General features: G+C 38.6%; 28 protein-coding genes. 12 read left to right on the top strand and 16 right to left on the bottom strand.

From position 1 onward, the window contains the following. Window positions 1-5: 5 nt before the first annotated feature. Complete coding sequence (locus HME9304_RS07070; RefSeq protein WP_112377916.1) at window positions 6-1,256, bottom strand: efflux RND transporter periplasmic adaptor subunit; 1,251 nt, start codon at window positions 1,254-1,256, stop codon at window positions 6-8. 8 nt (window positions 1,257-1,264) lie between these two features. Next, window positions 1,265-2,605, bottom strand: a complete 1,341-nt coding sequence (locus HME9304_RS07065) for a TolC family protein (protein WP_112377915.1) — start codon at window positions 2,603-2,605, stop codon at window positions 1,265-1,267. Between the two features lie 200 nt (window positions 2,606-2,805). On the opposite strand from HME9304_RS07065, the gene HME9304_RS07060 reads away from it, so the two are divergent. The 3 genes from HME9304_RS07060 to HME9304_RS07050 are packed head-to-tail and all read left to right on the top strand — an operon-like array spanning window position 2,806 to window position 5,985. Next, complete coding sequence (locus tag HME9304_RS07060) at window positions 2,806-4,170, top strand: sigma-54-dependent transcriptional regulator (RefSeq protein ID WP_112377914.1); 1,365 nt, start codon at window positions 2,806-2,808, stop codon at window positions 4,168-4,170. Further along, window positions 4,170-5,522, top strand: a complete 1,353-nt coding sequence (locus tag HME9304_RS07055) for a sensor histidine kinase (RefSeq protein WP_112377913.1) — start codon at window positions 4,170-4,172, stop codon at window positions 5,520-5,522. The genes HME9304_RS07060 and HME9304_RS07055 overlap by 1 nt, the downstream gene beginning before the upstream one ends. A gap of 13 nt (window positions 5,523-5,535) precedes the next feature. After that, a complete protein-coding gene (locus HME9304_RS07050; protein ID WP_164674787.1) occupies window positions 5,536-5,985 on the top strand; it encodes a 3-oxoacyl-ACP synthase in 450 nt (149 codons plus the stop codon). Between the two features lie 116 nt (window positions 5,986-6,101). Here HME9304_RS07050 and arfB read toward each other — a convergent pair whose 3' ends face one another. From arfB to HME9304_RS07015, 7 genes are all read right to left on the bottom strand, one after another. Next, a complete protein-coding gene (gene arfB / locus HME9304_RS07045; RefSeq protein ID WP_112377912.1) occupies window positions 6,102-6,506 on the bottom strand; it encodes an alternative ribosome rescue aminoacyl-tRNA hydrolase ArfB in 405 nt (134 codons plus the stop codon). Further along, window positions 6,503-7,480 carry an ABC transporter ATP-binding protein gene (locus HME9304_RS07040; protein WP_112377911.1) on the bottom strand — a complete coding sequence of 326 codons (978 nt, stop codon included), beginning with the start codon at window positions 7,478-7,480 and terminating at the stop codon, window positions 6,503-6,505. Before HME9304_RS07040 ends, arfB begins: the two co-directional genes overlap by 4 nt. 143 nt (window positions 7,481-7,623) lie before the next feature. After that, window positions 7,624-9,777, bottom strand: coding sequence for a prolyl oligopeptidase family serine peptidase (locus tag HME9304_RS07035; RefSeq protein ID WP_112377910.1), 2,154 nt, complete (start codon window positions 9,775-9,777; stop codon window positions 7,624-7,626). Window positions 9,778-9,853: 76 nt separating this feature from the next. Then, window positions 9,854-10,867: an aspartate-semialdehyde dehydrogenase gene (locus tag HME9304_RS07030; protein ID WP_112377909.1), complete on the bottom strand. Its 1,014-nt coding sequence runs from the start codon at window positions 10,865-10,867 to the stop codon at window positions 9,854-9,856. Between the two features lie 181 nt (window positions 10,868-11,048). After that, the gene (gene mscL, locus HME9304_RS07025) at window positions 11,049-11,456 is read right to left on the bottom strand and encodes a large-conductance mechanosensitive channel protein MscL (protein WP_112377908.1); all 408 of its coding nucleotides are present in this window, start codon (window positions 11,454-11,456) and stop codon (window positions 11,049-11,051) included. Window positions 11,457-11,530: 74 nt separating this feature from the next. Further along, window positions 11,531-12,640, bottom strand: a complete 1,110-nt coding sequence (alr, locus tag HME9304_RS07020) for an alanine racemase (protein ID WP_112377907.1) — start codon at window positions 12,638-12,640, stop codon at window positions 11,531-11,533. After that, entirely contained in the window at window positions 12,633-13,277 is a 645-nt protein-coding gene (locus HME9304_RS07015) for a thymidine kinase (protein ID WP_112377906.1), read from the bottom strand. The genes alr and HME9304_RS07015 overlap by 8 nt, the downstream gene beginning before the upstream one ends. Window positions 13,278-13,435: 158 nt before the next feature. Here HME9304_RS07015 and HME9304_RS07010 point away from each other — a divergent pair, with 158 nt between their 5' ends. The 5 genes from HME9304_RS07010 (at window position 13,436) to HME9304_RS06990 (ending at window position 16,975) form a co-directional block, all read left to right on the top strand. After that, window positions 13,436-14,122 carry a hypothetical protein gene (locus tag HME9304_RS07010; RefSeq protein ID WP_112377905.1) on the top strand — a complete coding sequence of 229 codons (687 nt, stop codon included), beginning with the start codon at window positions 13,436-13,438 and terminating at the stop codon, window positions 14,120-14,122. 61 nt (window positions 14,123-14,183) lie between these two features. Next, the gene (locus HME9304_RS07005) at window positions 14,184-14,540 is read left to right on the top strand and encodes a DoxX family protein (protein WP_112377904.1); all 357 of its coding nucleotides are present in this window, start codon (window positions 14,184-14,186) and stop codon (window positions 14,538-14,540) included. A 9-nt stretch (window positions 14,541-14,549) separates the two neighbouring features. Continuing rightward, on the top strand, window positions 14,550-15,221 hold the full coding sequence (gene rsmI / locus HME9304_RS07000) for a 16S rRNA (cytidine(1402)-2'-O)-methyltransferase (RefSeq protein ID WP_112377903.1): 672 nt from the start codon (window positions 14,550-14,552) through the stop codon (window positions 15,219-15,221). Between the two features lie 30 nt (window positions 15,222-15,251). Beyond that, window positions 15,252-16,385: a DUF819 family protein gene (locus HME9304_RS06995; RefSeq protein ID WP_239023412.1), complete on the top strand. Its 1,134-nt coding sequence runs from the start codon at window positions 15,252-15,254 to the stop codon at window positions 16,383-16,385. A gap of 2 nt (window positions 16,386-16,387) precedes the next feature. Then, window positions 16,388-16,975: a uracil-DNA glycosylase family protein gene (locus tag HME9304_RS06990; RefSeq protein ID WP_112377902.1), complete on the top strand. Its 588-nt coding sequence runs from the start codon at window positions 16,388-16,390 to the stop codon at window positions 16,973-16,975. A 21-nt stretch (window positions 16,976-16,996) separates the two neighbouring features. Here HME9304_RS06990 and HME9304_RS06985 read toward each other — a convergent pair whose 3' ends face one another. The 4 genes from HME9304_RS06985 to HME9304_RS06970 all read right to left on the bottom strand — a co-directional run bounded on the left by HME9304_RS06985 (window position 16,997) and on the right by HME9304_RS06970 (window position 20,346). Then, window positions 16,997-18,289, bottom strand: a complete 1,293-nt coding sequence (locus HME9304_RS06985; RefSeq protein ID WP_112377901.1) for a DUF2254 domain-containing protein — start codon at window positions 18,287-18,289, stop codon at window positions 16,997-16,999. Between the two features lie 116 nt (window positions 18,290-18,405). After that, window positions 18,406-18,990: a Crp/Fnr family transcriptional regulator gene (locus HME9304_RS06980; protein ID WP_112377900.1), complete on the bottom strand. Its 585-nt coding sequence runs from the start codon at window positions 18,988-18,990 to the stop codon at window positions 18,406-18,408. An 81-nt stretch (window positions 18,991-19,071) separates the two neighbouring features. Beyond that, complete coding sequence (locus HME9304_RS06975) at window positions 19,072-19,659, bottom strand: DinB family protein (RefSeq protein ID WP_112377899.1); 588 nt, start codon at window positions 19,657-19,659, stop codon at window positions 19,072-19,074. A gap of 84 nt (window positions 19,660-19,743) precedes the next feature. Next, the gene (locus HME9304_RS06970; RefSeq protein WP_112377898.1) at window positions 19,744-20,346 is read right to left on the bottom strand and encodes a carboxymuconolactone decarboxylase family protein; all 603 of its coding nucleotides are present in this window, start codon (window positions 20,344-20,346) and stop codon (window positions 19,744-19,746) included. Window positions 20,347-20,401: 55 nt separating this feature from the next. Here HME9304_RS06970 and HME9304_RS06965 point away from each other — a divergent pair, with 55 nt between their 5' ends. The 4 genes from HME9304_RS06965 to HME9304_RS06950 all read left to right on the top strand — a co-directional run bounded on the left by HME9304_RS06965 (window position 20,402) and on the right by HME9304_RS06950 (window position 24,396). Further along, entirely contained in the window at window positions 20,402-20,821 is a 420-nt protein-coding gene (locus HME9304_RS06965) for an OsmC family protein (protein ID WP_112377897.1), read from the top strand. Between the two features lie 216 nt (window positions 20,822-21,037). Further along, a complete protein-coding gene (locus tag HME9304_RS06960; RefSeq protein ID WP_112377896.1) occupies window positions 21,038-21,394 on the top strand; it encodes a four helix bundle protein in 357 nt (118 codons plus the stop codon). Window positions 21,395-21,443: 49 nt separating this feature from the next. Then, window positions 21,444-23,132, top strand: a complete 1,689-nt coding sequence (gene recJ, locus HME9304_RS06955; protein ID WP_112377895.1) for a single-stranded-DNA-specific exonuclease RecJ — start codon at window positions 21,444-21,446, stop codon at window positions 23,130-23,132. A 7-nt stretch (window positions 23,133-23,139) separates the two neighbouring features. Continuing rightward, window positions 23,140-24,396, top strand: coding sequence for an MFS transporter (locus HME9304_RS06950; protein ID WP_112377894.1), 1,257 nt, complete (start codon window positions 23,140-23,142; stop codon window positions 24,394-24,396). Here the strand turns inward: HME9304_RS06950 and HME9304_RS06945 are convergent. From HME9304_RS06945 to HME9304_RS06935, 3 genes are all read right to left on the bottom strand, one after another. Then, window positions 24,393-25,160, bottom strand: a complete 768-nt coding sequence (locus HME9304_RS06945; RefSeq protein WP_112377893.1) for a UDP-2,3-diacylglucosamine diphosphatase — start codon at window positions 25,158-25,160, stop codon at window positions 24,393-24,395. The two genes, HME9304_RS06950 and HME9304_RS06945, sit on opposite strands and share 4 nt — an antisense overlap. A gap of 47 nt (window positions 25,161-25,207) precedes the next feature. Beyond that, window positions 25,208-25,636 carry a DUF3592 domain-containing protein gene (locus HME9304_RS06940; protein WP_112377892.1) on the bottom strand — a complete coding sequence of 143 codons (429 nt, stop codon included), beginning with the start codon at window positions 25,634-25,636 and terminating at the stop codon, window positions 25,208-25,210. 121 nt (window positions 25,637-25,757) lie between these two features. Next, a complete protein-coding gene (locus tag HME9304_RS06935) occupies window positions 25,758-26,525 on the bottom strand; it encodes an enoyl-CoA hydratase/isomerase family protein (RefSeq protein WP_112377891.1) in 768 nt (255 codons plus the stop codon). Window positions 26,526-26,655 lie beyond the last annotated feature (130 nt).

Here is a 26,655-nt window from a genome sequence, read left to right as displayed (position 1 = left end):
ATATTTTATTTTAATATGATTCTTTCAGCAGTTCCAAAACTGTCGTAATTGCTGGTAATTACACGTTCTCCTTTTTCCAGCCCTTCAAGTACTTCGTAGTATCTGGAATTTTGTTTTCCAATTCTAATGTTGCGCTTTAAAGCTTCATCCCCATTTGTGCCTACAACAAAAACCCATTGTCCCCCCGTACTTTGGAAAAACCCTCCTTTTGGTAATAGCAATGCATCATTTGATGCACCCAGCTGCAATTTGATATTGTAACTCTGTCCTGCCCGTATCGTTGCTGGTTTCTCATCTGTAAAAACCAAATCAACCTTAAATCTTCCGTTTCTCACTTCCGGATATACTTTTCTTAACCTAAGGCCAAATTCCTTTTCGTTTCGTTCAAGTGTTGCGGACAGGTCTCTTTTAACGCGGTCTATATAATGTTCGTCTATTTCCGCTTCTATCTTAAAATCTGTCAATACATTCACCTGTCCAATTCGCTGTCCTTGAGCAATGCTTTGTCCTATCTCTGCATCAAGAAAACCCAGTTGTCCGTCTGCGGGGGCCCTTACGTTGAGATGATCTAAACGTTCATAGACCATGGATAAGGTTTTGCGCATACGCTGAAGGTCTGCATCCAGTCCTGTTAATGAAGTTTCTCGTAGCTCATCGTCCTGTACGGTTTGTAATTTTACAATATCATGTTGCTTTTTCGATAGTTCATAATTCTCTTTTGCAAGCAGATACACCTCTTTGGATACCAACTCATCATTATAGAGTGCTTCATTCTGCTCATAATTTCTCTTTAAGCGCTGAAGGTCGTACTCCGCAGTGGCCAGAGATCTTTTCCCTTCTACTTGTCTAGAATCAAAAGTCAGTTTTGTGGAGCGTAGGTCATTCTGTTTAAGAGCAAGATTACTTTCACTTGCCAATATCTGTTCGTACAATCCCATGTTCTCCAGCTTAAGGATGATGTCACCTTTTTTGACCATGGTTCCCTCTTCTATCAATTTTTCGGAAACTCTTCCGCCCTCATAAGCATCCATGTAAATAGTTGCGATTGGGGCAACAGATCCGTTTATTGTGATATAATCATCAAACTTACCTTCTGTAACTTGTGCTATGGACAGCCTTTCTTTTTCCGTTCTATAGGTGGATACTGAGTTTGCAAAAAGCAATTTCCACCCCGTAAATAAGACCAATACACCCAATGCTATGTATCCGTAATGTTTTGGTCTTAGTCCTCTCTTTTTTTCTAATTGTATATCCATTACTTTGGTTAATTAAGATTAAAAACGGGTAGGCCGTTATAAAAATCCAAGGTGCTTTTATTAACTTTTAATCGAAGCCCTACTTGTAAATTTTCGTTTTGTGCCACGCCATATAAATTTTTCGCCTGAAAAAGGTCAATGGCATTTATTAAGCCCTTTTCATACCTTTTTTGTGCAATACTGAACGCAAGTTCCTGTGCTTCCATTCTTTTGTTGCTTTGTTCATATTCCGCAATCAAGGCATTGTTGGTCTGAACAAGTTGTTGTAAAAGCTGAAATAATACCTGCTCCTGAATTTCAAGATTGTTCTGGGCTTGTTGGAAGGCAATTTTTTGTTGCTTTACATTTGATCGGTTAGCCCATCCCAAACTCAAGGGAATCCTAAGCTCCGCGCCAACAAACCGTGCAAGATTATCATTAAGTTGATCTCTAAAAGAAATGATTTCATCGTTGTCATCCACATTGGTCTCCGAAAATCTTGTGCCCATGCCCGCGATGAGGGAAATAGAAGGATACAAACCACCTCTTGTTGCCTGTAGCTGTTTTTTTGCTGCTTTTACACGCAAGTTTTGAGCTTTCACCAAAGGCACAAAGCTTCTGGCTACACCGTAGACCGAATCCACCGAAAATCCGTACGTGAGTTCCTCGGATATTGGGTCAAAAGTATCCTGAAGTTCGATACTTTCTTCTTCAGTTAGGTTCATTTCCTGTAGTAACGTGAGTTTAGACAAGGCCAGTAAATTCTGGTTCTGCGTTACCAAAAGCTCATCTCCCAGTAAATTTGATTCTGCTTCGTACAAATCGGCCTTGGCCATGAGCCCCAATTCCACTTGCCTTTTGACCAAATCAAAATTGGATTGCGAAATTCTTAGTTGTTCCTTTGAATTAGCTACCAGGCCTTCATTGAACTTGATATCATAAAAAGCACTCATTACCCTAAAAGCCAATAAGAATTTTTCTTGCAGAACATCCTCTTGTGTTGCTCGGTAAATATACTTGGAGGCTTTAATATTATTTAATTTCTGGAACCCTTGGAATAAATCTATATTGGCGTTTATACTATAGTTGGTGCTGTAAAACTCATTGTTTACAAGAACACCTGTTGTAGGATCTTCTGACAAACCAGTGCTAAACCTATAATCTGAAAAACCAGTTACATTGGGCAACAGGTTACGTATAGATTGTCTATAGCTTTCCTTGCTGGCGTCTTCGTTAAAGGTTGTGTTCTTTACTTGAAGGTTATGGTCAATGGCATAAGCGACACATTCATCCAAGGTCCATGTCTTTTGGCCAAGCCCTGTAAGCGAGACCAAAAGAACTAAAATTGTAATGTGTATTTTGAAAGTCATAATTTGTTACTGTGCCAAACTAGTTACTATTCTTGTGCCAAAGAATCAAGCATTTGATTTTCAAATACATACAGATTATTTATAATTAATCATTAAATGGAAGTGTAAAATTTTTATACAAAAAATGTCCAATATTTTTACACTTAAATTATATTGATGTTTTCAATCAGTAGTTTTGACCAGTTAAGAAACGTGGGTTTATGACAGATGCCAAGATTTTAGTTATTGATGATAATAAAAGTGTGTTGAGCGCACTGGAGATTTTGCTCCAGTTTGAATATAAGAGCGTTCAAACGCTTTTCAACCCAAACCAAATCTCTTCCTTTCAAAATATGGAGGGAATTGATATTGTTTTGTTGGATATGAATTTTTCTGCTGGGGTGAACACGGGCAATGAAGGTCTCTTTTGGTTGGGAGAGATAAAGAAGAAATCTCCGAACACCTCCATAATTATGATGACAGCTTACGGAGCGGTGGATTTAGCCGTAAAAGCCCTAAAATTAGGGGCATCAGACTTTATTTTAAAGCCATGGAACAATGAAAGGCTATTAACTACAGTAAAATCGGCGTTTGAACTAAGGCAGTCTAAACAAGAAATACATCAACTTAAAAAGAAAGAAACTAACTTAAAACAGTTGATAAATGACGACAAGAATTTAATCATTGGCAACTCAAAAGCACTTAACTCAGTCTTGAATTTGGTACGCAAAGTGGCAAAAACCGATGTCAATGTATTGATTACTGGCGAAAATGGAACAGGAAAAGAATTGATAGCCCGTGAAGTACATCGTTTATCTGCCAGAAAAGAAGAGGTTTTTATTGGTGTTGATATGGGTTCTATTGCCGAGAACTTATTCGAAAGTGAATTATTTGGCCATCTAAAGGGCTCCTTTACCGATGCCAAGGAAGATCGTGCCGGTAAGTTCGAGGCCGCCCACCAAGGATCCTTGTTTTTGGATGAAATGGGAAATCTCTCGTTACAAATGCAGGCTAAGTTGTTATCAGCCATCCAAAATAAATCGATAGTAAGGGTTGGATCAAATAAAACTGTCAATGTGGATATCCGATTGATTTGTGCCACAAACTGTAATTTGGAACAAATGGTAGCGGACGGACTTTTTAGGGAAGATTTACTTTATCGAATCAATACAATCCATATTCAAGTACCGCCACTACGGGAACGTGAAGGGGATATATTGATTTTATCCGATTTTTTCTTAAAGAGATTCGCAAATAAATATGATAAGCCAGGCTTACGGATGAATAATTTGGCACAAGAAAAGTTGATGGAATATGCGTGGCCCGGGAATATTAGAGAACTTCAGCATACCATGGAACGCGCCGTAATCCTTTCCGAAGGAAATGTATTGAAACCGACAGATTTTCTATTGCATTCCAAGCCTTCACAGTCTTTTGACAATGACCTTGAAACCTTGGATGAAATGGAGCAAAAAATGATTTCAAAGGCTTTAGAACAACATGAGGGAAATTACAGTGCAGCGGCCGACCAACTTGGGATTTCCCGACAAACACTATACAACAAATTGAAGAAAAGAAATAAATAATGGCCAGTAGAAATTTTTATGTGCAGCTTATCTTCAGGGTAGTCCTCATGGCATTGACAGCGTTGGCCTTTGCTTTTTCGGCGATTGAACTATGGTATTTTTCAATAGTGTTTTCGCTTATATTTCTTGTAGGACAAGTGTATTCGCTAATTACTTTTATTAACAGTACCAATCGAAAAATTGCCTACTTTTTTGATGCCATACGAAATGAGGATTTTACATTACGTTTTCCAGAAAAGGTTTCCATAAAATCGTTCAAGGAGCTCAATCAAAGCTTAAATAGGGTCAATAGCCTCATTCAAGAAATACACCTTGAAATGCAGGTAAGGGAAAAGTATTATCAAGAAATTCTAAAGCAGGCCAGTATAGGAATTATGACCATCAATGAGAAAGGCCATATTCTCTTCGCTAACCCAACCCTTGAAAAATTGCTAAACCATAGTCCGCTCAACCATATTAAGCAAATTGAACAAATAGATGAAAACTTGTATAGCATTTTCAAGAACCTTAAGCCTTTTGAAAGGAAGTTGTTCCAGTTGACCAACGAACGCGAGCAAACGCAGTTGTCCCTTAAATCCACACCATTGACCTTAGATGGTAAATCACTTACACTGGTGGTAGTGCAAGACATTAATGCAGAATTGGATGAAAAAGAGATAGAATCTTGGATACGCCTAATCAGGGTGCTCACGCACGAAATCATGAACTCCATTACTCCGATCACTTCAATTTCAGACTCTATTATAAAATACTATAGTAAAGATGGTGAAATAGCTTCCCTAAAGGATTTGGATGATCATAAAATAAAAAATACGCTAAAAGGATTGGAAGTAATCAAGGAGCAAGGTGGTAACCTCATGGAATTTGTACAATCTTACCGAAGTCTTTTAAGCGTTCCCGAGCCGAACCGAACAATTGTCAAGGGAAAAGAGTTTTTAGGTAAAATAGATGTTTTAATGTCGACAAGACTTGAGGAAGAACAAACAAATTTTACAGTAAGATGTTCTCCAGAAGATTTGGAATTCTTTATTGATGAAAAGCAATTGACCCAAGTATTGATAAATCTCTGCAAAAATGCACTGCAATCCGTAAAAGAAGTTGAAAGCGGGCAAGTACAAATGAAGGCCGGTATTGACAATGATGGAAGAAAATATATTGAAATTATGGACAATGGACCTGGCATTCCACCAGACTTATTGGACGAGATTTTTGTTCCATTTTTCACTACCAAAAATGAAGGAACAGGAATAGGGCTCAGTCTTTCCAAACAGGTCATGCAACTGCACGGGGGAAGCTTAAAGGTTCATTCTGTTCCTTATGGTGAAACCATTTTTAGATTAAATTTTGCATAACGGCCAATCTCCTATGACCATAAAAGACAAACTTTTGCAGTTTTGCTGGGACCATGTAAACGAAAAAATGGAAAACCTCCAAAAAAGAAGTTCAGCCTTGCAAGAATCACTCAACTCCGAAACAAAGAGCAGTGCTGGGGATAAGCATGAAACCGGTAGGGCCATGGTTCAATTGGAACAGGAAAAATTAGGGAGACAACTTTATGACCTTGAAGACATGAAAAGACTTCTTCAAAAAGTTGATATTACAAAAAACCCCCACAAAATTGCACTGGGCAGTTTAGTAAAAACGAGTTCTGCAAATTACTTTATTTCAATTTCGGCTGGAGAATTTAAAACTAACGATACATCTATTTTTTGCGTTTCTCCAAGTTCACCCATTTCCAAAGCTTTATTGGGAAAAGAAACGGATAATGTCTTTATGTTCAATAGTGTGCAAAAAAAAATACTGGATGTATCTTAAATTTGTTCATAATTAATCGATTTCGACTATTTATTAAAACAATAATGCGGTTGGGTCAGCTATTCTTAAGAACAGTAAACAAAAGTTTTGTACCACTATAAAGTTTGGTCAATGGGTTAATCCAAACTGGGTTTTTTTCGATTTACCTTTTTAGAGGCATCTATTTTTTTTGCTTTTAATCGCTTTTCAATGGAAGACTTGGAGGGTTTTGTTGTTTTTCTGTTTTTTGGAATCTCCAAGGCTTTTTTTAATAATTGAAAAAAACGCTTTATAACGATTTCTTTATTTTTATGCTGACTACGGGCCTCATCGCATTGTAGAATCAAAACCTGGTTCTTGGTCAATCGCGTCCCCAGTTTCTTAGAGATGCGTTGTTTCTCTTCCATTGATAATCCCAAAGAAGAATCCAAAGAAAAAGACAGTTCTACCTTTGAAGAGACCTTATTTACATGCTGCCCGCCAGCACCACTACTACGAACAGCCTTAAAATTTAATTCTCTAAGTATTTGTTCCTTTTTCAACCCTGTAGACGTTTATTGATTGTTTTCAAAGATACGTTGAGGAAAATAGCATCCCCAAGATCAAATTTTTTAGGGGTGTTAAAATAAAGAATAGGGCCATCCTCTGTTCTGCCCTCATTCAAATAATGACTTCCTTTAAAGAAAGAGTTTTGCACGGTAACCTTCAGTCCTGAAGTTTTTGAAACCATGAATTCATGGGGGTAAATAAGAATTGATTTTTCAATTTCCGAATAAGTTTTCAATAGTCTGATGGGAAGAATGTTAACCTCTCCGAAAAGTGAAGCTATATAATAATTTGGTGGAGTTTTGTAGAGGGCTTTTGTTTTCTTGTCAGCAACTATTCTGCCCTTTTCCAATATCAATGTTCGTTCGGCAAAGGGTAGAACATCATTGGGATCGTGACTGGCGGTAAGGACTGTAATGCCTTTTTTGCTCAAATAGGGGAACAATTTTTTCCGAAGCGAATTTCTTTTAAAATTATCAATATGTCCAAAAGGTTCGTCCAACAATAGGACTTCGGGTTCTTGTGCCAAAACTCTTGCTAAGGCTACTCGCTGTTGTTGTCCTCCACTTAAATTCTTCACTTTGGTATTGGCGTAGGCTTCTAGCTCGATGAGTTGTAACAATTCTTCAATTCTTTGCTGATGTGTATCTTGCTCAAAAACAGAAAGATACTGTCCAATATTTTCCGCTACGGATATAAAGGGCATCAGGTCAAAATCCTGTGAAAGATATTTCATATAAGGTTCCCCAGGAACCAAATTATAGTTTGGGCCCAGTGCCTGTTTGCCTTCCCAAAATATAGAACCATTTTCTACGTGAAGAAGTCCGTAAATAATCTTTAAAAGCGTGCTTTTGCCAGAACCGCTTTCTCCCATCAACGCCAAGTGAACCCCTTGCTTAACTTTAAAGGAGATATTTTCCAAAATAGTTTCGTCTCCGTAGCCGAAGGAATCGATTTGAACTTTTAGCATAGCATAAAAAGTAACAAAAAGTGCCGAACAACTGCCAGTTTGAGCGCAGTCGAATACTGGAAATCTTCACGATCAATCCATTTTGACTGCGCTTAATGTGACATTCTAGTAATAATACACTTTTCTATAGTTCATAAAGAACCTCAGCCCTTGATTTCTTTTAAAACAGCTTGATTTGGCAGTTTACCAAAACCCATATTAAAAAGGGTAAAACCAAAAATATCGGCATACTGTTCAATCGTTTTGCTTACGGGTGTTCCTGCGCCATGACCTGCATTGGTCTCAATTCGAATCAAAGTGGGATTGTCCCCTGTCTGTTTTTCTTGTAATTCCGCAGCAAATTTAAAACTGTGTGCGGGTACTACACGATCGTCATGATCCCCAGTAGTTACCAATGTAGCTGGATATTCAGTTCCTTCTTTTACATTGTGAACGGGGGAATAGCCCTTGATATAATTGAACATTTCTTCATCATCTTCAGAGGTTCCATAATCGTATGCCCAACCGGCCCCTGCGGTGAAGGTGTGGTAGCGAAGCATATCCAATACGCCTACGGCGGGCAGTGCAACTTGCATAAGATCGGGGCGTTGGGTCATGGTCGCCCCAACAAGAAGGCCGCCGTTAGATCCTCCTCGAATGGCTAGATATTCTTTGGAAGTGTAATTTTTATCAATAAGATATTCCGCGGCAGCGATAAAATCATCAAAGACATTTTGTTTTTGAAGCTTAGTTCCCGCAATATGCCATTTTTTACCATACTCGCCACCACCTCTTAAGTTAGGTACAGCATAAATTCCTCCTTGTTCCATCCAAACGGCATTCACAATACTGAATGATGGGGTAAGACTAATATTGAATCCTCCATAACCATAAAGAATGGTAGGATTCTTACCATTGAGTTCAACACCCTTTTTATGGGTTATGATCATAGGGATTTTTGTACCGTCCTTAGAATTATAAAATACTTGGTTTGATTCGTAATCTTCTGGATTAAAATCAATTTCAGGTTTCCAGTATTGTTTGTATTCACCTGTCTCTACATTATATTTATAAGAAGAGCCGGGAGTATTGTAGTTGGTAAATGAGAAATAAAATTCGTTTTCATCTTTTTTGCCCCCAAAACCGTTGGCACTTCCTACTCCGGGCAATTGTACTTCGCGCACCAATTTGCCATCATAATCGTATTGTAAAACTTTGGAAATGGCATCTACCATATACTCCGTAAAAAAGTAACCTCCGCCGGTTCCTGCCGTTAATACATTTTCAGTTTCCGGTATTAAATCCTTCCAGTTGTCAGATGTTGGGTTGGCAGCATCCGTTACAACGATTTTCTTGTTGGGCGCGTCCCTGTTGGTAACCAAAAACAGTTTGGAACCCTCATTGTCAATCACGTAAGTGTCCGAATCGGTATCGTCCAGAATAATGACCAAATCGCTATCTGGTCGCGTAAGGTCTTTTAAGAACAATTTGTTGCCCGAAGTTGAGGTAGAAGCAGAGATGAACAAATATCCTTCATCTTCTGAGACATAACCTTGAACATAACGGTGTTTTTCTTCTGGCGTTCCACCAAAAATTAATTTATCTTCTGATTGAGGTGTTCCCAGTTCATGATAGTATAGTTTATGCTGGTCTGTTTTGGCAGAAAGTTCGCTCCCTTCAGGTTTGTCATAACTGGAATAGAAGAAACCATCATTTCCTTTCCATGAAACCCCACTAAATTTAATATCCACCAAAGTGTCTTCTACAATCTCCATGTCCTCTGTGTTGATTACAATGCCTTTGCGCCAATCGCTCCCTCCTTCAGAAATCAAATAAGCCGCTTTTGAGCCATCTTTGGTGAATCGCAATCCCATCAAAGATGTGGTGCCATCATCAGAAAAAGTATTGGGGTCAAGAAAAATCGTTTCCTCTTCGCCTTCTTTTTTTCTATAGACTACATATTGGTTTTGTAATCCGTTGTTTTTATAAAAATAGGTGTAGTCCCCTTCTACAAATGGAGATCCTAATTTTTCGTAGTTCCAAAGTTTTTCCAGTCTATTTTTTAAATCCTCTCTGAAAGGGATTTTATCAAGGTAGCCGAACGTAGTGGCGTTTTGCTCTTTTACCCAAGCTTCGGTTTCTGTACTTCGGTCATCTTCCAACCAGCGATAGGAATCTTTGACCTCAGTCCCAAAATAGGTATCAATGGTATCAACTTTTTCGGTAACGGGATAGTTCACAACAATGGGTTCTCTTTTAGTGGTAGTTTCACAGGCGGCGATAACCAGTACGGCCGCGAAAAGACTTAATTTTTGCATTTTTTCCAGATTGATTTTGTTAAAAATAGTGCAAAAACCAGTGATTTCTAGGATATAACAAAAGCTTTAACGTATTTTAAGAAATTGCGGGTTTGTTGTTTTTAATAAGATTGTTTTCCACCAAATATTCTGCAATCTGAACGGCATTGGTAGCGGCTCCTTTTCTGAGATTATCTGAAACGACCCACATATTCAAGGTATTTGGTTGGGTCTCGTCTCTACGGATACGACCTACAAAAACATCATCTTTACCGTGTGCATACATAGGCATGGGATAGGTATTGGTATCTGGATTGTCCTGTACAGTGATACCGGGAGTTTCACTCAGCAACTTTCTTACTTCGCTCAAATCGAAATCATTATGAAATTCAACATTTACGGCTTCTGAATGACCACCAGCGGTTGGAATTCGAACTGCGGTCGCCGAGACTGAAAAAGTACGGTCATCCAATATTTTTTGTGGTTCTCGAGCCAATTTCATCTCTTCTTTGGTATAACCATTTTCCAAAAACACATCACAGTGCGGCAATGCATTTTTTCCAATAGGGTATGGATAGGCCATTTCACCCTGAATGCCAGCTATTTCGTTTTCCAACTGTTGAACTGCTTTTACACCTGTTCCTGAGACAGACTGGTAGGTAGAAACCACCACACGCTTCATTTGGTATTTTTTATGCAGTGGATGCAACGCCAACACCATTTGAATGGTAGAACAATTTGGGTTAGCAATAATTTTATCATCAGCTGTTAATTGATTGGCATTGATTTCTGGGACAACCAATTTTTTAGTTGAATCCATTCGCCAAGCGGATGAATTGTCGATTACTGTAGCACCAGCTTCTGCAAATTTGGGAGCCCACTCCAACGAAGTGTCACCTCCTGCAGAAAAAATAGCAATATCCGGTAGGGCAGCTACGGCATCAGCAAGGCTAATTACCGTATGCTCCTTGTCTTTAAAAATTAGTTTTTTACCAACGGAACGCTCAGAAGCAACCAACAACAAATCCGTAATTGGAAAATTACGCTCAGTCAAAATCTTTAACATTACCTCACCTACCATTCCTGTGGCCCCAACAACTGCTACTTTCATTTAATTTTGTTTGAAGCCTCAAAGGTAATTCTCAATTTTAAACTGACAAGCAAAAACAATCATCAAAATTAAAATACAACAAATTGTTGTAAATAAAACAACCGTCAATCCTTTAGCGAAACGGAATGACGGTCTTTAAAATTAAATTATGATGTAGCGGTAGCCCAATTTTATAGACCTACTATTTTTGTTGCCTCAATAGATCTCTTATATCGGCAAGTAATTCTTCTTGTGTTGGACCAGCTGGAGCTTCGGGAGCAGGCTCCTCTTTTTTCTTCATTCTGTTCACGCCCTTTACAATCATGAACATTACAAACGCTACAATGATGAAATCAATGACATTGGTCAAAAAATCGCCATATAGTACAGCAACTTCGCCCACTTTTTCACCAGCGTCGTTCATTGTTCCTTCTTTTATCACATATTTCAAATCTTTAAAGTCCGCATTGAAAAGAAGACCTATCAACGGAGAAACTATTCCTCCTGTAAATGATGCAACGACCTTGTTAAATGCGGCACCCATAACGAAACCTACGGCGATATCCACCAAGTTTCCTTTCATTGCGAATTCTTTGAATTCTTTCAACATAGTTTTATAGTTTAACTGGTTAATGTGCTACAATTTAATTAAAAAAGGGATTGACGCCAATAGAAACTGTAAAATTACAGGTTCGTAACAACTCTTTTGACTCTTGGTGAAATTGCGGTCAGGATTTCGTATGAAATAGTATTCGCAGAAGCAGCAAAATCTTCTGCCGATTTATTTGGTCCGAAAATCAAGACCTCGTCGCCCTCCTCACAATCAATGCCTGTAACATCTATCATAATCATATCCATGCAAACGTTGCCAATAATAGGAGCTGATTTTCCATTGATGTTAACATGGCCTCTTTTATTTCCATATTGTCGGCCGATACCATCGGCATGGCCAAGAGGCAAGGTTGCAGTTCTCCTATAGTTTTTGGATGTAAAGGCCCTGTTATAACCAACACTTTCGTTCGGCGCTATCTCATGGATTTGTGAAATAATGGTTTTTAAAGAGGCCACTGGCTTAAGTTGTTCTTCAAATATTTTGTCGTTACCATAACCGTATAGTCCAATACCGCTTCGAACCATTTCAAATTGAGCTTCAGGATAATTTAAGATTCCTGATGTATTTAAAATATGCCGGAATGGGGAATACCCTAACTTTTGCTTCAGTTTGTTACTGATGTTATTGAAACCGGCTATCTGCTTTTGACTAAATGCTTTTTCGGAAAGGTCTTCAGAAGCAGCCAGATGTGAGAAAATTGAAGCAACCTTCAACGCTTTTGTATTTTTCAATTTGTCCGCAATAAAATCAATATCGTTTTTCAAAAAACCCAAACGGTTCAACCCCGTATTGAATTTGATATGAACGGGATAATCGGTTTGATTTTTTTCTTCGGCAACTTTTAAAAAACTGTGAAGGATTTTTGGTGAATACAAACTGGGTTCCAAACAGTGCTCAATGGTTTCACTAAAATTTACAGGTTGTGGGTGTAATATTAGAATAGGTGCTGTAATGCCAGCTTCTCTTAACAAAATACCTTCTTTAACATATGCTACAGCAAAATAATCAGTTCCTAAAGCCTGCATTTTTTTTGCAATGACAACCATATCATTACCATAGGCAAAAGCTTTTACGACTGCCAAGAATTTGGTTTGGGCTGCTAATTTGGTTTTTAAAAAGCGGTAGTTATGTTCTAATGCCGCCAAATCGATCAGCAAGGTGGTTTCGCCAATCTTATCCATTGGTCGCTTTATTTTCGCCATCTACTTCCTCTGCATCCACATCCATTTGGCTTACTTTATCCTTGAGCATGGCTTTATAGAATGCCGCTCTGCTCAAAGGTTCGTATTCTTCAGTTTCGCCAAGTAAAACCAATTTATCATCGTCGGATTTTCTAAAACTGTAATTGGCCAGATTGCCTGTTCGAGTGCATACAGCATGCACTTTGGTAACATATTCTGCTGTAGCCATCAATGCTGGCATTGGTCCAAAGGGGTTTCCTTTAAAATCCATATCGAGCCCTGCGACCAGCACACGAATTCCGCGATTGGCCAAATCGTTGCAGACCGTAACGATTTCATCATCAAAAAACTGTGCCTCGTCAATCCCAATTACATCACAATCATCTGCAAGCAACCTAATGTTCGCCGCAGCGGGAACAGGTGTTGACCTGATTTCGTTGGCATCGTGGGAGACAACCATGTCTTCATGATAGCGAGTGTCGACAATAGGTTTAAAAATTTCTACTTTTTGCTTTGCAAACTGGGCGCGCTTTAACCTTCTGATAAGTTCTTCGGTCTTTCCAGAGAACATAGAGCCACAGATAACTTCTATCCAGCCAAATTGTTCTTTAGGATTTACCGTGTTTTCAAGAAACATACCGTATTTTTAAACGAAATTGTGTAGTTTTCTCGTTTGATTAAAAGAAAGCACAAAACTACTAAAAAAATATGCCTTGATTTACGATTAAAATTTAACCTTTTGTTCGTAGTGGCATACAAAAATTGATTTTATTTTTATTGTAAAGATTTATAGCGATGATAAGAAAATTAAGGGAGGAGTTGATAAAATTGTCCACGGACATCATTACAACAAGAGAAGACAAGGATCTGACAAAGCTTTATAACAATGCAAGGGAAATCTATGAAAAATTGGCGGTATTAAAATTCATAGACGAAAAATTGAGCGACGTTGAAGTTGATGTATCGAAAAATGTAATTGCATCACGATTTGAGAAAATGGCAAATGCGGTACTCAATGAAAATATTACCGTACCCGAAAGTAATCCGCACGAAGAGGATATTATCATACCTGGTATGGATACGATCAAGGATATGATTTCTGAAATGCCAGCCGATATTGCGGTGGAACATGTTTTTAAAGAATTTGTGGCACAACCTGAATTCGTAAAGAATGATAGGGAAATACTTTCTCCTTCCAGGGAAACAGATACGCAGACGAAAAATGGACCAAAATCCTTGAATGATAAATACGTCAAGGATCTTCAAATCGGTCTCAACGATAAACTTGCTTTTGTAAAACATCTGTTCAATGGCAATATGGAAGAATATGCCCGTGTTCTTTCACAATTAAATGGTATTGACACGGAAGAACGGTCCATTGCCTTTATTGAAAATATGGTAAAACCGGAATATAAAAATTGGGAAGGCAAGGAAGAATATGAAGCACGTTTTATGGCTTTGGTAGAACGCAGGTTTGCATGATTAATACACATCCCAATTACTTTTTATACTTTTAAGGTTACAACAACCTTAAAGAGCAAGTATGAAACTGAAAAAAATTCTTTTTTGGGTATCAACGGTTCTATTGACGGCCATCATGCTTTTCTCCGTTTATAATTACCTTTTCAACCATGAAATGATACGAGGATTTTTTGAAAATATGGGATATCCAACGTATCTGATTTATCCAATGGCGACAGCCAAAATTCTAGGATTGATTACTATTTGGGGAAATTTTTCCAAATGGCTGAAAGAGTGGGCCTACGCAGGATTTTTCTTTAACTCTTTGCTAGCATTTTTTGCGCATTACATGATAAGCGATGGGGAACACATGGGAGCTGTGCTAGCAATCCTTTTTGTGTTGACATCCTACTTCTCAGGTAAAGAAGTAAGACCGTAACTTTGGTTTATGGGAAAATTATTTTTGGTACCTACTCCAATAGGAAATCTTGATGATATCACCTTTAGGGCAATCAAAACCCTGAAAGAAGTTGATTTAATTCTTGCAGAAGACACGCGAAATAGTGGGAAGCTTTTAAAGCATTATGAAATAACAACACCACTACAAAGCCACCATATGCACAATGAGCACCAACAAATAGATTCGCTCGTAAGAAAATTACTGGGAGGCAGCATTTTTGCATTAATTTCGGATGCAGGAACACCTGCAATCTCAGATCCAGGGTTCTTGTTGACAAGAGCTTGTATTGAAAGCAATATTGAGGTGGAATGCCTTCCGGGCGCCACTGCCTTTGTTCCCGCGCTCGTCAATAGTGGACTTCCAAATGACCGTTTTGTATTTGAAGGATTTTTACCCTTAAAAAAAGGTAGGCAAACAAGATTACAATCATTGGCGGAAGAAACAAAGACGATGGTATTTTATGAATCCCCGCATAAATTAATTAAGACCCTTACGCACTTTGCAGAATATTTTGGACAGGACCGACCAATTTCAGTGTCTCGCGAATTGACCAAGTTATATGAAGAAAACATGAGGGGAACCGTTGCCGAAGTACTGCAATATTTTGAAGAAAAACCTCCAAAAGGGGAATTTGTAATTGTGGTAGGCGGAAATAAATAAAAGCTATATTTAGTTCGCCAATCCAATATTATGACCTTGATTCCGTGGTTGATTACGCTCTTTACAGTAACATTGGTTTACTTTCTCGACCGTTGGGAAAACAAATACATAAAGTCTGTTTTTGATTGGGTGCCGGCAATTCTTTTGGCATATTTGATTCCAGCGGTAACATCATTTTTATTGAACCATGACTTTTCTCAAGCTGGCATACATGAATACAGTAAGAGCTTCTTTATCCCATTGACCATTATTTCGGTCATGGCGAGTCTATCTTTGGGGCAATTGAAGGCCATAGGGTACAAGCCGATTCTTCTTTTTGTCTCTGGGTCAATTTTCATAGCTCTTTTTCCAGTGGTCTTTTTGTTTGGCTTTTCAGAAACGGTTTTGGTATCGGAGACGCTTACGGCCAATGGTTTTTGGAAGGGGATTCCGCCCATTGTTGGCAGTTGGATAGGAGGCAGCACTAGTCAATTGGTATTAAAGGAATTGGTGGAATGTCCTGAATCAATCTTTCTTTCCGTTTTGGTAATGGATAATATTCTTGTGAATATCTGGACAATTCTTATGTTTCAATTTATCAAAAAAAGCAATCGAATAAACACCTTTTTTAAGATCACTGATAAAGAACTGCCGGAGGAAATACGGACAGATACAAAAAAACCAATTTCAAAAGGGTTGACAATACTTATTTTATTGGCAGTTGTCTTTTTGGCAAATTGGATAATTGAAAGTTTTGTAGCGCAGGTTGTTTTGCTTTCTGTTTTTGGGTTGGCTTTGGGAAACTTTGTTCCAAAATGGAATTTTAAATTTTCACTAAAGGCAGGCGGAATCTTAATTTTAGGGGTAATGGCCATTTTGGGATTAAAACTCCGTTTTGAAACCTTGGGCTTCGATATGTCATTTTTTGGTTTTTTAATTATTTGGCTTTTGGGTCATTTTGTTTTTATGATGTTGGTAGCTAAACTTATGAATATACATATGGCCTGGGTTCCCATAGCCAGTATGGCAAATGTTGGCGGAATAGCAACAGCACCTGCGGTAACAGCAGCTTATCAAAAAAAATGGATGCCGCATGCCATTGTCTTGGCTATTTTGAGCATGGCTACGGGGACTTTTTGGGGAATGCTCACTATATACCTCTTAAAAACAATTGTAACCACCTAGCTATGCAGGAACTTTTAACCAATATTAGAAAATGTGAAGTCTGCAAAGAACACCTTCCCTTAGGACCTAGACCCATAGTTTCTTTTTCTGCAAAGTCTAAAATTGTTCTATTGAGCCAAGCTCCAGGTCGATTGGCGCACGTTCACCATAAACCTTGGGACGACCCAAGTGGAAGAGCCCTTCGGGATTGGCTTGGTGTCGATGAAAAGGAATTTTATGATGAAGATAATTTCGCCATTCTTCCTATGGGCTTCTGCTATCCAGGAAAGGGAAAAACAGGGGATTTGCCACCGCGAAAAGAATGTGCGCCGCTTTGGCATAATTTAGTTTGGTCACAGTTGAAAGAAGTGCAGATTATACTTTTAATTGGAAAGTATGCCCAAGATGCTTACTTAAAAAAAAGCTCAAAGAAGAATCTAACTGAAAACGTGGCAAACCATCAAGAATTTTTGCCCAATTATTTTCCTTTACCACATCCTTCACCAGTAAATCGGTTTTGGCGCTCAAAAAATCCTTGGTTCGAGATTGAGGTTTTACCCAAATTGAAAGAACAGATTTCAAAAATACTGGTTACTGGCCAAGATGTTTAGGAAACATTCAGCAATCGAGTTTTAGGCAAGCTCTTCATCCAAAAGAGAAAGCAATCTTTTTCTATCGAGTCTATTTTCAATGCTTTTTTTAACGTCCATTTTAAGAGCTTTCAATTCTGAGACTATCGCACCTGAATTTTCCGAAGAAACCCCAGTACCGTTTTTTGCAAATTTTAGGGCCCCGATCAGTTCAAGAACAACCGCATTATCGTGCTTGCTGTACAAACGTATCGGTTGGATCAAAATTCGCATAAGCTCCTTTGCGGGAATATTGTTTTGTAAAAGAGTACAATGCCCACTGGCAATGAGTTCAGAGGTGTGCGGGGGAAGTTGCATTAATTTAGCCAGTAAAATACCAAGTTTGTTTATGGCATCTATTGCTGTTCCGGGATCGTTTATTCCAGGAGACATAGCTTTGACCGCAATTTCCATCAATTCAATCAATCCACCAATTGCATTATTTCCTGCATGTCTATTGGAAGATATATGAATACAGAGCATCAGGTTTTCCAATTCTTCATCTGAGGTTGGGTTCTTTAACTTTAAAATGGTCATTCCCTCCCAAATATGTTGATTGACATAAGGAACAATAGTAATCTGATTGTTTTGTTTTTTGATTGATTCTTCCATCAAATCGATATCAAAACCACGAAAATAACCTGAACGTTCGCTTTTTATTTCCGAAGAACCCTCCACATTTATATATTTCAACCCAGTTTTATTTCCTTTAAATTCTGCGTGTTCCAACTGCAATATTGTTTCACTCCTTTTAAATATGCGATCTATGATATTGTGAATTTGTATGGCTTTTGAAATATGATGAATGAAATACACAAAAAGAACGATACAAACCACACCAAAAATGGCCGAGAACATAGTGGAAAGCCCAAGTGAATTGGAATCTACCCCATAAGCCCCTAAAGAAATAAGAATAATGATACAATACAAGAGCGTACCGATATATACGCCCAAAATCATCTGGTTTTTCTTATTGGAAACCAGTCCTGGTAGAAGCCTAGGCGAGAAATTTGATGAGGCTTGACCCAAAACCACCATGACCATTGAAAAGCTAAAAACGGTCAAGGAAATAATCCCCCCTATAAAAGTTGACAATATTAATCGTGCAGTCTCATAATCTTGAATAAATAGAAAAGGAACCTCTTCCTTTATGGAAATTACAACATCCCAGTTTTCAATGGATAGACAAAAAATGGCAAAAAAGAAAAAGCAGGCACTTATTAGAATAGGGTAGAAAGCAATGCTCTTAAGAGCATTTTTGTATATATTTTTTAAAAGCTTAAGAATGATTTTCATACTGGACAAAATACAAATATGACTACAAAGTAGGGGTTTTTTAACGCACTCACGTACTTTAATCTATGTCAATATTAACCTAGTTCAACAATAGCTGTCCAAGAAGTTCCATTAAATTAGTAATTTATTGAAGCGCGAAGTCTGCTAAATGTTTCTGGTTTCATATTTAAATAAGAGGCCAAATATTTTTGGGGAATTACTTTCAATTCTTCTGGACAACGTTGCATGAAAGCGACATAACGCTGCTCGGCGGATAGGGTCAAAAGTTCCACTTCCCGATGTAAACGCCCAAATAATATATTTTGAAAAAACAAACGCCCCCAGATGTTGAAGTCGGGAATCTTTTCAAATAACCCCTGATAATCGGTCAATGTGATACCAAGCAATTTTGAAGGTTTTAGCGCTTCCAAAAAAGTAGAGGACTGTTGCTTGGAAATAAAAGAATCAAAAACTCCGGAAGGGCTTCCAGAATAGGAAAATCCCAAAACAACTTTCTCTCCTTTTTCATTTAGAATATAGATGGCCTGCACCCCTTCGAGCACAAAATAAAAGTAGCGTTCGGTATTGCCCGCCTCGGTAATTAAATCATATTGGTCAAATGTCTTGCAAGACCAAAGTGACCTAAAATAATTTTCTTGTTCTTGCGTAAACGTAACAGCTGAAAAAAAACACTTTAAGCGAAGAAAAGTTTCATCATTCATGGACTCAGACTATAGGGTATCTAAAAATAGCTAATATCGACTATAGTCAATGAAAACTGAAAGTAGAAAAATGAAAACGTATTACGCCAGAATTTCATCGATCTGTACCATGTGCCGCTCCAAATGACAGAGCAAAAATTCAAAAGCTTCGGGAAGATAGAATTTTACAATGGGACCAATTGCCGATGTAATCTTGATTTTGGTCACATCTTTGTTCCTGCTTTTTAAGATAGATTGCTTAAAATGGTTGTGCAGGTCAAAAAATTCATCGAATACCTCATCTATTTTTTCTTCCGTCAATTCAGTCTTATCCAATAAAGGCTCAAAACGTTTCATCGTTTTCATTTTCATTTTTCTGACTCCATTTTTAGGTCGTTGTCCTTCAAAAACAAACTTTTGCCAACGCCTTGCCTTAAACCCTTCAGATTCTTTTTCAATATCTGCCGACTTCGCCAGGGCATCATTTATTTTCTCAACATACTTGCCATAGGCAATATTAAGGTGTGCAATAACTTCAACAATGTTCCAGGCTTGTGGGTTAGGGGGTGTTTTTAGCGTAGTTAAATCTAAGGTTTGATGCTTTTTTACAGTGTTTAGAATATGATTTAATCGCTGAATTTGATTTTCCGATGTGAGCACCAATGCTGCCATATGTTTGTTTTTTGGCAAAGTTCACGGTTAGCATTGCAACAAAACTTGATGTAGATCAAGAAATCGAAAAATCTAAAAGCGAAGCGGTCTAACGTCTATAATCTAATAGCTACTCCCATCATGTTTCCCTTCTTCCCAACCATGTTTTCCCAAATACTGTACTCCACTTTCTATGGCACCTTCCTCGATAGAGGTACCCATAGAATCGTTCCAGCGGTTTAAATAACCAAACAAGGAAATTACACCGAGCATCTCCACAATTTCACCTTCGTTCCAATATTCGTAGAGTCTTGCTTTGATTTCTGTATCCACAGCATTTGGAACTTGGGAGGCGGCGAGGGAAAAATCCAAAGCTGCACGTTCAGCTTCAGAGAAAGCAGGGTGGGTTCGGTACTCCCAAATGTTGTCCAACTGTTCCTGCTCTGCGCCATAGCGCTCTGCAGCCCTAATGGCATGTGCTTGGCAATAACGACATCCCGTGGCATTGCTGCTTACCCATGCAATCATGCGCTTTAACGCTGAGGTAACCCTACCTTCATTGGCCATGACTGCCTTATTGAGATTGATAAATCCCTTAGAAATAGCGGGCCTGTGTTGCATCGTTAAGATGGAGTTAGGACAAAAGCCCAACGTCTCATTAAAGAATTCGGCCAATTTTTTAGTCTCTAAATCATGTTTGGGATCAAGCGGGTTTACCAATGCCATAGATGTATGTATTAATTGTATTTTTGGAAGCTACAAGAAACAAAAATTTGACATCATGACAAATCATATCACTACCAAATGGCTGGGGGAAATGGCCTTCGAAAGTAATAATCCTTCGGGCCAAACATTGAGAATCGACGCAAGCCCAGAAGACGGGGGAAAGGGTGATGGCTATCGTCCAAAGGCACTGATGCTATCTTCTTTGGCCGGTTGCTCGGGTTTGGATGTTGCCTCGCTCATTAAAAAAATGAAATTGGAAGTGGACGGGTTTCATATTGAAACTATCGCCAACTTAACTGATGAGCACCCTAAGTATTATGATACCGTAACTATAGAATACCACTTTCACGGTGCAAATCTGAATCAAGAGAAATTACAAAAAGCTATTGACCTATCCGTAGAAAAATATTGTGGTGTTATGGAAATGTTCAGACAGTTCGCGGAGTTGGAGATTAAGACGGTTTTTCATGGATAAACACAAATACAAACTCAAAGTTCAAATACAAGTTTTAAGTTCAAGCTCAAATTTCAAGTACAATTTCAAAGCGCAAGTTTAGAAACTATGCAGATTCATAAATATTTATAAGCTTTGTAACTATTCAAATATATTTTTCAAGCTCAAACCCAAGCTGAAAACCTAAATACAAGTTCAAGTTCAAGCTCAAACCCAAGCTTGTTTTTCGTAGAACATATGAAAAATAGAAAGTTTGACCTAGAAGATAGATTAGTATCGTTTGCGGCAGATATAGCCCTTTTTTGTAAAGAATTACCCAATGATTTTATGGGTCAATACTATGGAAACCAATTGTTAAGGTCTGGTGGTAGCTCAGCACTTAATTTTGGTGAGGCGCAAGGAACAAACTCGGATAGAGACTATATTTATAAGCTTTCACTAGCACTAAAAGAACTAAAAGAGTCGAGGGTAAACCTAAGAATTATGAGTAAAATTCATTATGGCTCCGAGGAAGTACGGATAAAATTACTCGACGAGATAGAACAATTAATTAAGATTTTTGCAACCATCATTAAAAACAAAAGTAAATTTTGAACTTTAGCCTTGAGTTTGAACTTAAAACTTGCACTTGAACTTTAGAACCATGCGCTGGACCATAAAGCCCAAACCTGCTCAAAAAAACATTGACCAACTTTCCAAAGATTTGAAGGTTGATGGATTGGTGGCACAATTGTTACTACAAAGAGGAATAACTACCTACGATGAAGCGAAATCATTCTTTCGCCCACAACTTTCCCATCTGCACGACCCATTTTTGATGAAGGATATGGATAAAGCGGTAGCACGGATTGAATCGGCCATGGCTAACAATGAAAACATTTTGGTTTATGGAGATTATGATGTGGACGGGACAACATCAGTCGCATTGCTATCATCCTATCTTTTGGAACAATACCCCAATGTTGCTACCTATATACCTGACCGTTATACAGAAGGGTACGGGGTATCGATACAAGGAATCAATTTTGCCTCGGACAATGATTTTACGTTGATTATTGCTTTGGACTGTGGTGTAAAAGCTATTGAACAAGTTGCATATGCAAAAGAAAATGGAATCGATTTTATTATCTGTGACCACCATAGGCCAGGGAAAATGCTTCCTGATGCGGTCGCAATTCTCGACCCTAAACGAGAAGATTGCCAGTATCCCTATAAAGAAATCTGTGGCTGTGGCGTAGGGTTTAAATTGATACAAGCGCTCACTTTAAAACATGGGGGAGATATTGATGAACTTATTCCATATTTGGATTTAGTGGCAACCGCAATTGGAGCGGATATTGTGCCGATAACAGGGGAAAATCGGGTTCTGGCCTACTATGGACTGCACGTGATCAATTCTAATCCAAGGATTGGGTTTAAGGCAATCATTAATCAAATAAAGAAAAAATCGCTTACCATTACGGATGTTGTTTTTATTATAGCACCAAGAATAAATGCAGCAGGAAGAATGGAGCATGGCCAACATGCCGTGAACTTATTGGTGGAAACTGATTTTAACAGTGCTGAAAAATTTGCGGCTGCCATTGAGCAGTTCAATTTGGATAGAAGGAATCTTGATCAACAAATTACAGAGGAGGCCTTAGTGCAAATCCAAGAAAACGAAGAGGAAAACCGATTTACATCTGTAGTCTATGATGAAAATTGGCATAAAGGCGTTATAGGCATTGTAGCTTCCCGACTTACGGAAACGTACTATAGGCCCACTTTGGTCTTTACAAAAAGTGGAGAAAAGCTGGCTGCTTCGGCGCGTTCCGTAAAAGGTTTTGATGTATACAATGCCTTGGAGGGCTGTTCCAATTGTTTGGAACAATTTGGAGGGCACAAATACGCTGCGGGACTGACACTTCTCGAAAACCAATACGAAACATTTAAAGCACAATTTGAAAAAGTAGTTTCCGAAAGTATAGACCCCAGCTTATTGGAACCTGACCTGGCAATCGATGCCAAAATTGAATTGCATCAAATTGATGATAAATTATTGCGTATTATAAACCAATTTGCTCCTTTTGGCCCAGGAAATATGACTCCTGTTTTTATGGCGGAAAAGCTTCAGGATACGGGATATGGAAAAGGGGTAGGTGAAGACGAAAAGCATATAAAATTATCGGTTTTTCAAAAAGGGGCACCTGCTTTTGGAGCAATTGGCTTTAACTTAGGCGACAGGCTGGATAGGATCAAAAACAAAAACTCGTTCGATGCTGTTTTTTCCTTGGATGAAAATGAGTGGAACGGAAAGACCAGTATTCAGCTAAAACTTAGAGATATTCGGTAAAGTAAGTATGGACCCCTACGCAGCATTACGTTACAAGGAATTCAATATTTTTTTAGGTGTGCGTTTTGCCATGGTGTTTGCGTGGTCCATGCAATTTATTGTCATTGAGTGGCAGGTGTATTCCTTGACCAAAGATCCACTGTCCTTGGGTATCATAGGATTAATGGAAGTGATTCCTGCAGTAGGGATGGCACTCTTTGCGGGCCATATCGTAGATCAGAAAGAAAAACGAAACCTACTGATAAAGTGTATTCTTGGATTTTCGGTCATTAGCTTAGGGCTCTTTTTTTTGAGCGATCCATCTTTGGAAACAAGCTTCTCTCCAACAAATATTCTGTACGCTATTTATTTCTTGGTTTTTCTGGGAGGATTGGTAAGGGCGTTTTTAGGGCCTACCATTTTTTCGTTGATAGCACTTATTGTTCCAAAGAAAATTTATCCCAATGCTGCTACTTGGAGTAGTTCTACTTGGCAAATGGCATCTGTCTTGGGTCCAGCTTTGGCGGGATTTAGCATTAGCTGGATTGGTGTTCACTGGTCCATGTGTGTAATTTTTGCCTTTTCTTTAATGGCCTTGTTGCTGCTCTTCAAGATTTCCCGAAAACCGATTCTAAATCCAAAAATTGGAGAGCCTGTTTTTCAGAGTTTGAAGGACGGATTAAAATTCGTCTTTAATAGTAAAGCTATTTTTGGCGCTTTGACCTTGGATATGATTGCGGTTCTCTTTGGAGGTGCCGTGGCGCTTTTGCCCATTTATGCACAGGATATTCTCCATGTAGGTTCTGAAGGTTTCGGTATCTTGAGGGCCGCACCTGCAGTAGGCGCATCCATTACCATGTTGGGCTCAACCCGATTTCCATTACACAAATACGCAGGAAAGAAACTGCTTTTGGCCGTCTTCGCTTTCGGTGTTTGTATTATCGTCTTTGGGATATCCACATCCTTCTGGCTTTCCGTTGTGGCTTTATTTTTAAGTGGTGCCGTAGACGGGGTTTCCATGATTATTCGCCAAACCATTCTACAATTAAAAACGCCAGACCATATGCGCGGCAGGGTAGCCTCTGTAAACTCCATTTTTGTAGGTTCATCAAATGAACTGGGCGCTTTTGAAAGCGGATTGGCCGCAAAACTTCTGGGAACAGTATCGGCAGTAGTTTTTGGAGGTTGCATGACCCTTTTGACCGTGACCACCACAGCATTGGTTTCCCCAACATTTAGAAGGTTGGATTTATCCAAGGATGTTGAAGAACATGAGAAAGACTAGTCTTCCAATTTTTCAAGCGATAATTTTTCCCCATCAAAAACAGCGTAGGTAAAATAGGAAATCCAATCGCCAAGATTGGTATACTTTGATTTTTCATTGAGTTGAATTTCCAGGGGAAGGTGGCGGTGCCCGAAAATAAAGTGATCATAATGTTGGCTTTCCAGTTTTCGTTTGGAATATAGAATCAACCATTCTTTGTCTTCACCAAGAAAAGTAGCATCTGCCTCACCTGAGATGATTCGGTTGTTTACAGATAGATGTTGTGCCAAACGAACTCCCAAATCAGGATGCAACCATCTAAAAAACCACTTGGCAACAGGATTGGTAAACACTTTTTTCATACATTTAAAGCCCTTGTCGTAAGGTCCCAAACCATCACCATGACCAACAAAAAAAGAAGTATTATTAATTAGATACTGTTGTGGTTTATGGTAAACGGGTATATTCAGTTCCTCTTCAAAATAACCATCCATCCACAAATCATGATTCCCAACAAAATAATTGATTTCAATACCAGAATCCGTGAGTTCGGCCAGCTTCCCCAATGTTCGGGTAAATCCTTTGGGAACAACGGTTTTGTATTCAAACCAAAAATCGAACAAATCCCCCATTAAAAAGATTACGGCAGCATCGTGCTTAATGGAATCCAACCAAGCCACAAATTTCTTTTCACGAGGTAGGCTTTCTTTTGAAGTGGGCGCACCCAAATGATTGTCACTTGCAAAATAAATTTTTTTGTCTTTTGGTAAAATGATGTTTTTCATGAGTGTTTAAAGATAATCATTAACCGTTACGCATTTGTGTGATGAACCTACCTTAGGGTGTACAACAAATAGCAAGAACCAATGATCAATAGTGGCGCAGCTACCATTAACAAAATAACACTTGTTCTGTAAAGTCCCCAAAATGAGATGGTCTTAACAGTTGAACTATCAGTTTTGTCATAAATGATCTTTACCTTTTCACCGCGTTTGTACGCTGGTGGATTGGAGCTTATTGGACTTTTGTAGAACATTAACTTATTTTTTCTGTCCTTGAATTCAAAGATTGGGGTATACGTATTACCATCACTGCCATGTTTTGTCAACACATCTGAAACTATGGCGGTGGTCTTTATCCCATCCAATATTAAATTTTGGGTTTTTTGATATTGCTGTATCGAAAAATAGAGCAACACCAACCCTAAACCAAAAAACATACTGTATATTATTAACCACATGCTATATTTGTTTGTGGCCATATTCGGCTATCTTTTAAATTTTTTTCTATTTCGAAATCGAGTCACCAAATAAATAACGATTGCCGTGAACGCGACCAATGGCAATATAACATCACTATTTAAGAAAGAAAGAATATCCATACTATTTCTTAAACTTCGCCAATGCTTTTTTAGTATTTGGGGAGAGTGCCAATTTTCCCGAAGCTTCCGCTCTTTCAAGTAGCAAATCGTCCCAATGTTCTGTGCCTTCCCAGAGAATCTGCTTCATTTTCACCAAAGCTTCTGGATTATAGGAAGCCAGTTTTTGTGTATGGAAATCCAACTCTTTGTCCATTTCTGCAATAGAATCATAGACTTTGGAAAACAATCCTTTTTCTTTGGCCCAATATGCATTTTTCCATTCAGTTGGATATAATGAAAGTTCTGCCAAGCCAGATTTGCCCAGCTTTCGTTCTACTGCGGGAGCGATGACCAATGGCGCAATTCCTATGGAAATTTCAGAAAGCTTAATAGATGCCGCTTCTGTGGCGAATACATAATCGCAGGTAGCGGCCAGGCCCACGCCACCGCCTACTGTTTTCCCCTGTATACGACCAACAATAGGTTTGCGACACGCTCGCATGGCATTGATTACATTGGCGAAACCACTAAAGAATGCCTTTCCTTCTTCTAGATTTGAAATGGCTACCAATTCATCAAATGATGCTCCTGCACAAAATGCTCGGTCCCCCTCGGACTTCAAAACGATAACGGATACATCCTTGTGGTCCGAAAGTTTTCTGAATTCGTTCGACAGTCGCTCCAGTAGTTCAGAAACAAAGGAATTACTGGCAGGATGCCCAAACTCAACAGTGGCTATTCGATTTTCAATTTTTGTATAGAGGCTTCCGTTGGGTCGGGTCGTTGACATACTTATTTTTATTATTGGTTAATTGATGACAGATGACAGATGACAGATGACAGATGACAGATGACAGATGTTGGTTGTTCGTTGTTGGTTTTGTTAATTGGATTCGTACATTTCTGAACTCTGAACCCTG

This window comes from Flagellimonas maritima, from assembly GCF_003269425.1.
In the GTDB taxonomy this organism is placed as follows: Bacteria; Bacteroidota; Bacteroidia; order Flavobacteriales; family Flavobacteriaceae; genus Flagellimonas; species Flagellimonas maritima.
The sequence above is the reverse complement of the archived record's forward strand: the minus strand, read 5'-3'. Positions and strand labels throughout refer to the sequence as shown.

Excerpts from the sequence above, each read along its gene's own strand:
- HME9304_RS06995 (WP_239023412.1), top strand. The coding sequence starts at position 15,252 with ATGACCTTGATTCCGTGGTTGATTACGCTCTTTACAGTAACATTGGTT.
- HME9304_RS06935 (WP_112377891.1), bottom strand. The coding sequence starts at position 26,525 with ATGTCAACGACCCGACCCAACGGAAGCCTCTATACAAAAATTGAAAAT.
- alr (WP_112377907.1), bottom strand. The coding sequence starts at position 12,640 with ATGGATAAGATTGGCGAAACCACCTTGCTGATCGATTTGGCGGCATTA.
- HME9304_RS06970 (WP_112377898.1), bottom strand. The coding sequence starts at position 20,346 with ATGGCATTGGTAAACCCGCTTGATCCCAAACATGATTTAGAGACTAAA.
- HME9304_RS07010 (WP_112377905.1), top strand. The coding sequence starts at position 13,436 with ATGATAAGAAAATTAAGGGAGGAGTTGATAAAATTGTCCACGGACATC.
- HME9304_RS07055 (WP_112377913.1), top strand. The coding sequence starts at position 4,170 with ATGGCCAGTAGAAATTTTTATGTGCAGCTTATCTTCAGGGTAGTCCTC.
- HME9304_RS06960 (WP_112377896.1), top strand. The coding sequence starts at position 21,038 with ATGAAAAATAGAAAGTTTGACCTAGAAGATAGATTAGTATCGTTTGCG.
- HME9304_RS07050 (WP_164674787.1), top strand. The coding sequence starts at position 5,536 with ATGACCATAAAAGACAAACTTTTGCAGTTTTGCTGGGACCATGTAAAC.
- rsmI (WP_112377903.1), top strand. The coding sequence starts at position 14,550 with ATGGGAAAATTATTTTTGGTACCTACTCCAATAGGAAATCTTGATGAT.
- HME9304_RS06980 (WP_112377900.1), bottom strand. The coding sequence starts at position 18,990 with ATGAATGATGAAACTTTTCTTCGCTTAAAGTGTTTTTTTTCAGCTGTT.
- HME9304_RS07015 (WP_112377906.1), bottom strand. The coding sequence starts at position 13,277 with ATGTTTCTTGAAAACACGGTAAATCCTAAAGAACAATTTGGCTGGATA.
- HME9304_RS06965 (WP_112377897.1), top strand. The coding sequence starts at position 20,402 with ATGACAAATCATATCACTACCAAATGGCTGGGGGAAATGGCCTTCGAA.
- HME9304_RS07060 (WP_112377914.1), top strand. The coding sequence starts at position 2,806 with ATGACAGATGCCAAGATTTTAGTTATTGATGATAATAAAAGTGTGTTG.
- HME9304_RS06985 (WP_112377901.1), bottom strand. The coding sequence starts at position 18,289 with ATGAAAATCATTCTTAAGCTTTTAAAAAATATATACAAAAATGCTCTT.
- mscL (WP_112377908.1), bottom strand. The coding sequence starts at position 11,456 with ATGTTGAAAGAATTCAAAGAATTCGCAATGAAAGGAAACTTGGTGGAT.
- HME9304_RS07040 (WP_112377911.1), bottom strand. The coding sequence starts at position 7,480 with ATGCTAAAAGTTCAAATCGATTCCTTCGGCTACGGAGACGAAACTATT.
- HME9304_RS06940 (WP_112377892.1), bottom strand. The coding sequence starts at position 25,636 with ATGGCCACAAACAAATATAGCATGTGGTTAATAATATACAGTATGTTT.
- HME9304_RS07065 (WP_112377915.1), bottom strand. The coding sequence starts at position 2,605 with ATGACTTTCAAAATACACATTACAATTTTAGTTCTTTTGGTCTCGCTT.
- HME9304_RS06990 (WP_112377902.1), top strand. The coding sequence starts at position 16,388 with ATGCAGGAACTTTTAACCAATATTAGAAAATGTGAAGTCTGCAAAGAA.
- HME9304_RS06945 (WP_112377893.1), bottom strand. The coding sequence starts at position 25,160 with ATGAAAAACATCATTTTACCAAAAGACAAAAAAATTTATTTTGCAAGT.
- HME9304_RS07035 (WP_112377910.1), bottom strand. The coding sequence starts at position 9,777 with ATGCAAAAATTAAGTCTTTTCGCGGCCGTACTGGTTATCGCCGCCTGT.
- HME9304_RS06950 (WP_112377894.1), top strand. The coding sequence starts at position 23,140 with ATGGACCCCTACGCAGCATTACGTTACAAGGAATTCAATATTTTTTTA.
- HME9304_RS07030 (WP_112377909.1), bottom strand. The coding sequence starts at position 10,867 with ATGAAAGTAGCAGTTGTTGGGGCCACAGGAATGGTAGGTGAGGTAATG.
- HME9304_RS07070 (WP_112377916.1), bottom strand. The coding sequence starts at position 1,256 with ATGGATATACAATTAGAAAAAAAGAGAGGACTAAGACCAAAACATTAC.
- recJ (WP_112377895.1), top strand. The coding sequence starts at position 21,444 with ATGCGCTGGACCATAAAGCCCAAACCTGCTCAAAAAAACATTGACCAA.
- HME9304_RS07005 (WP_112377904.1), top strand. The coding sequence starts at position 14,184 with ATGAAACTGAAAAAAATTCTTTTTTGGGTATCAACGGTTCTATTGACG.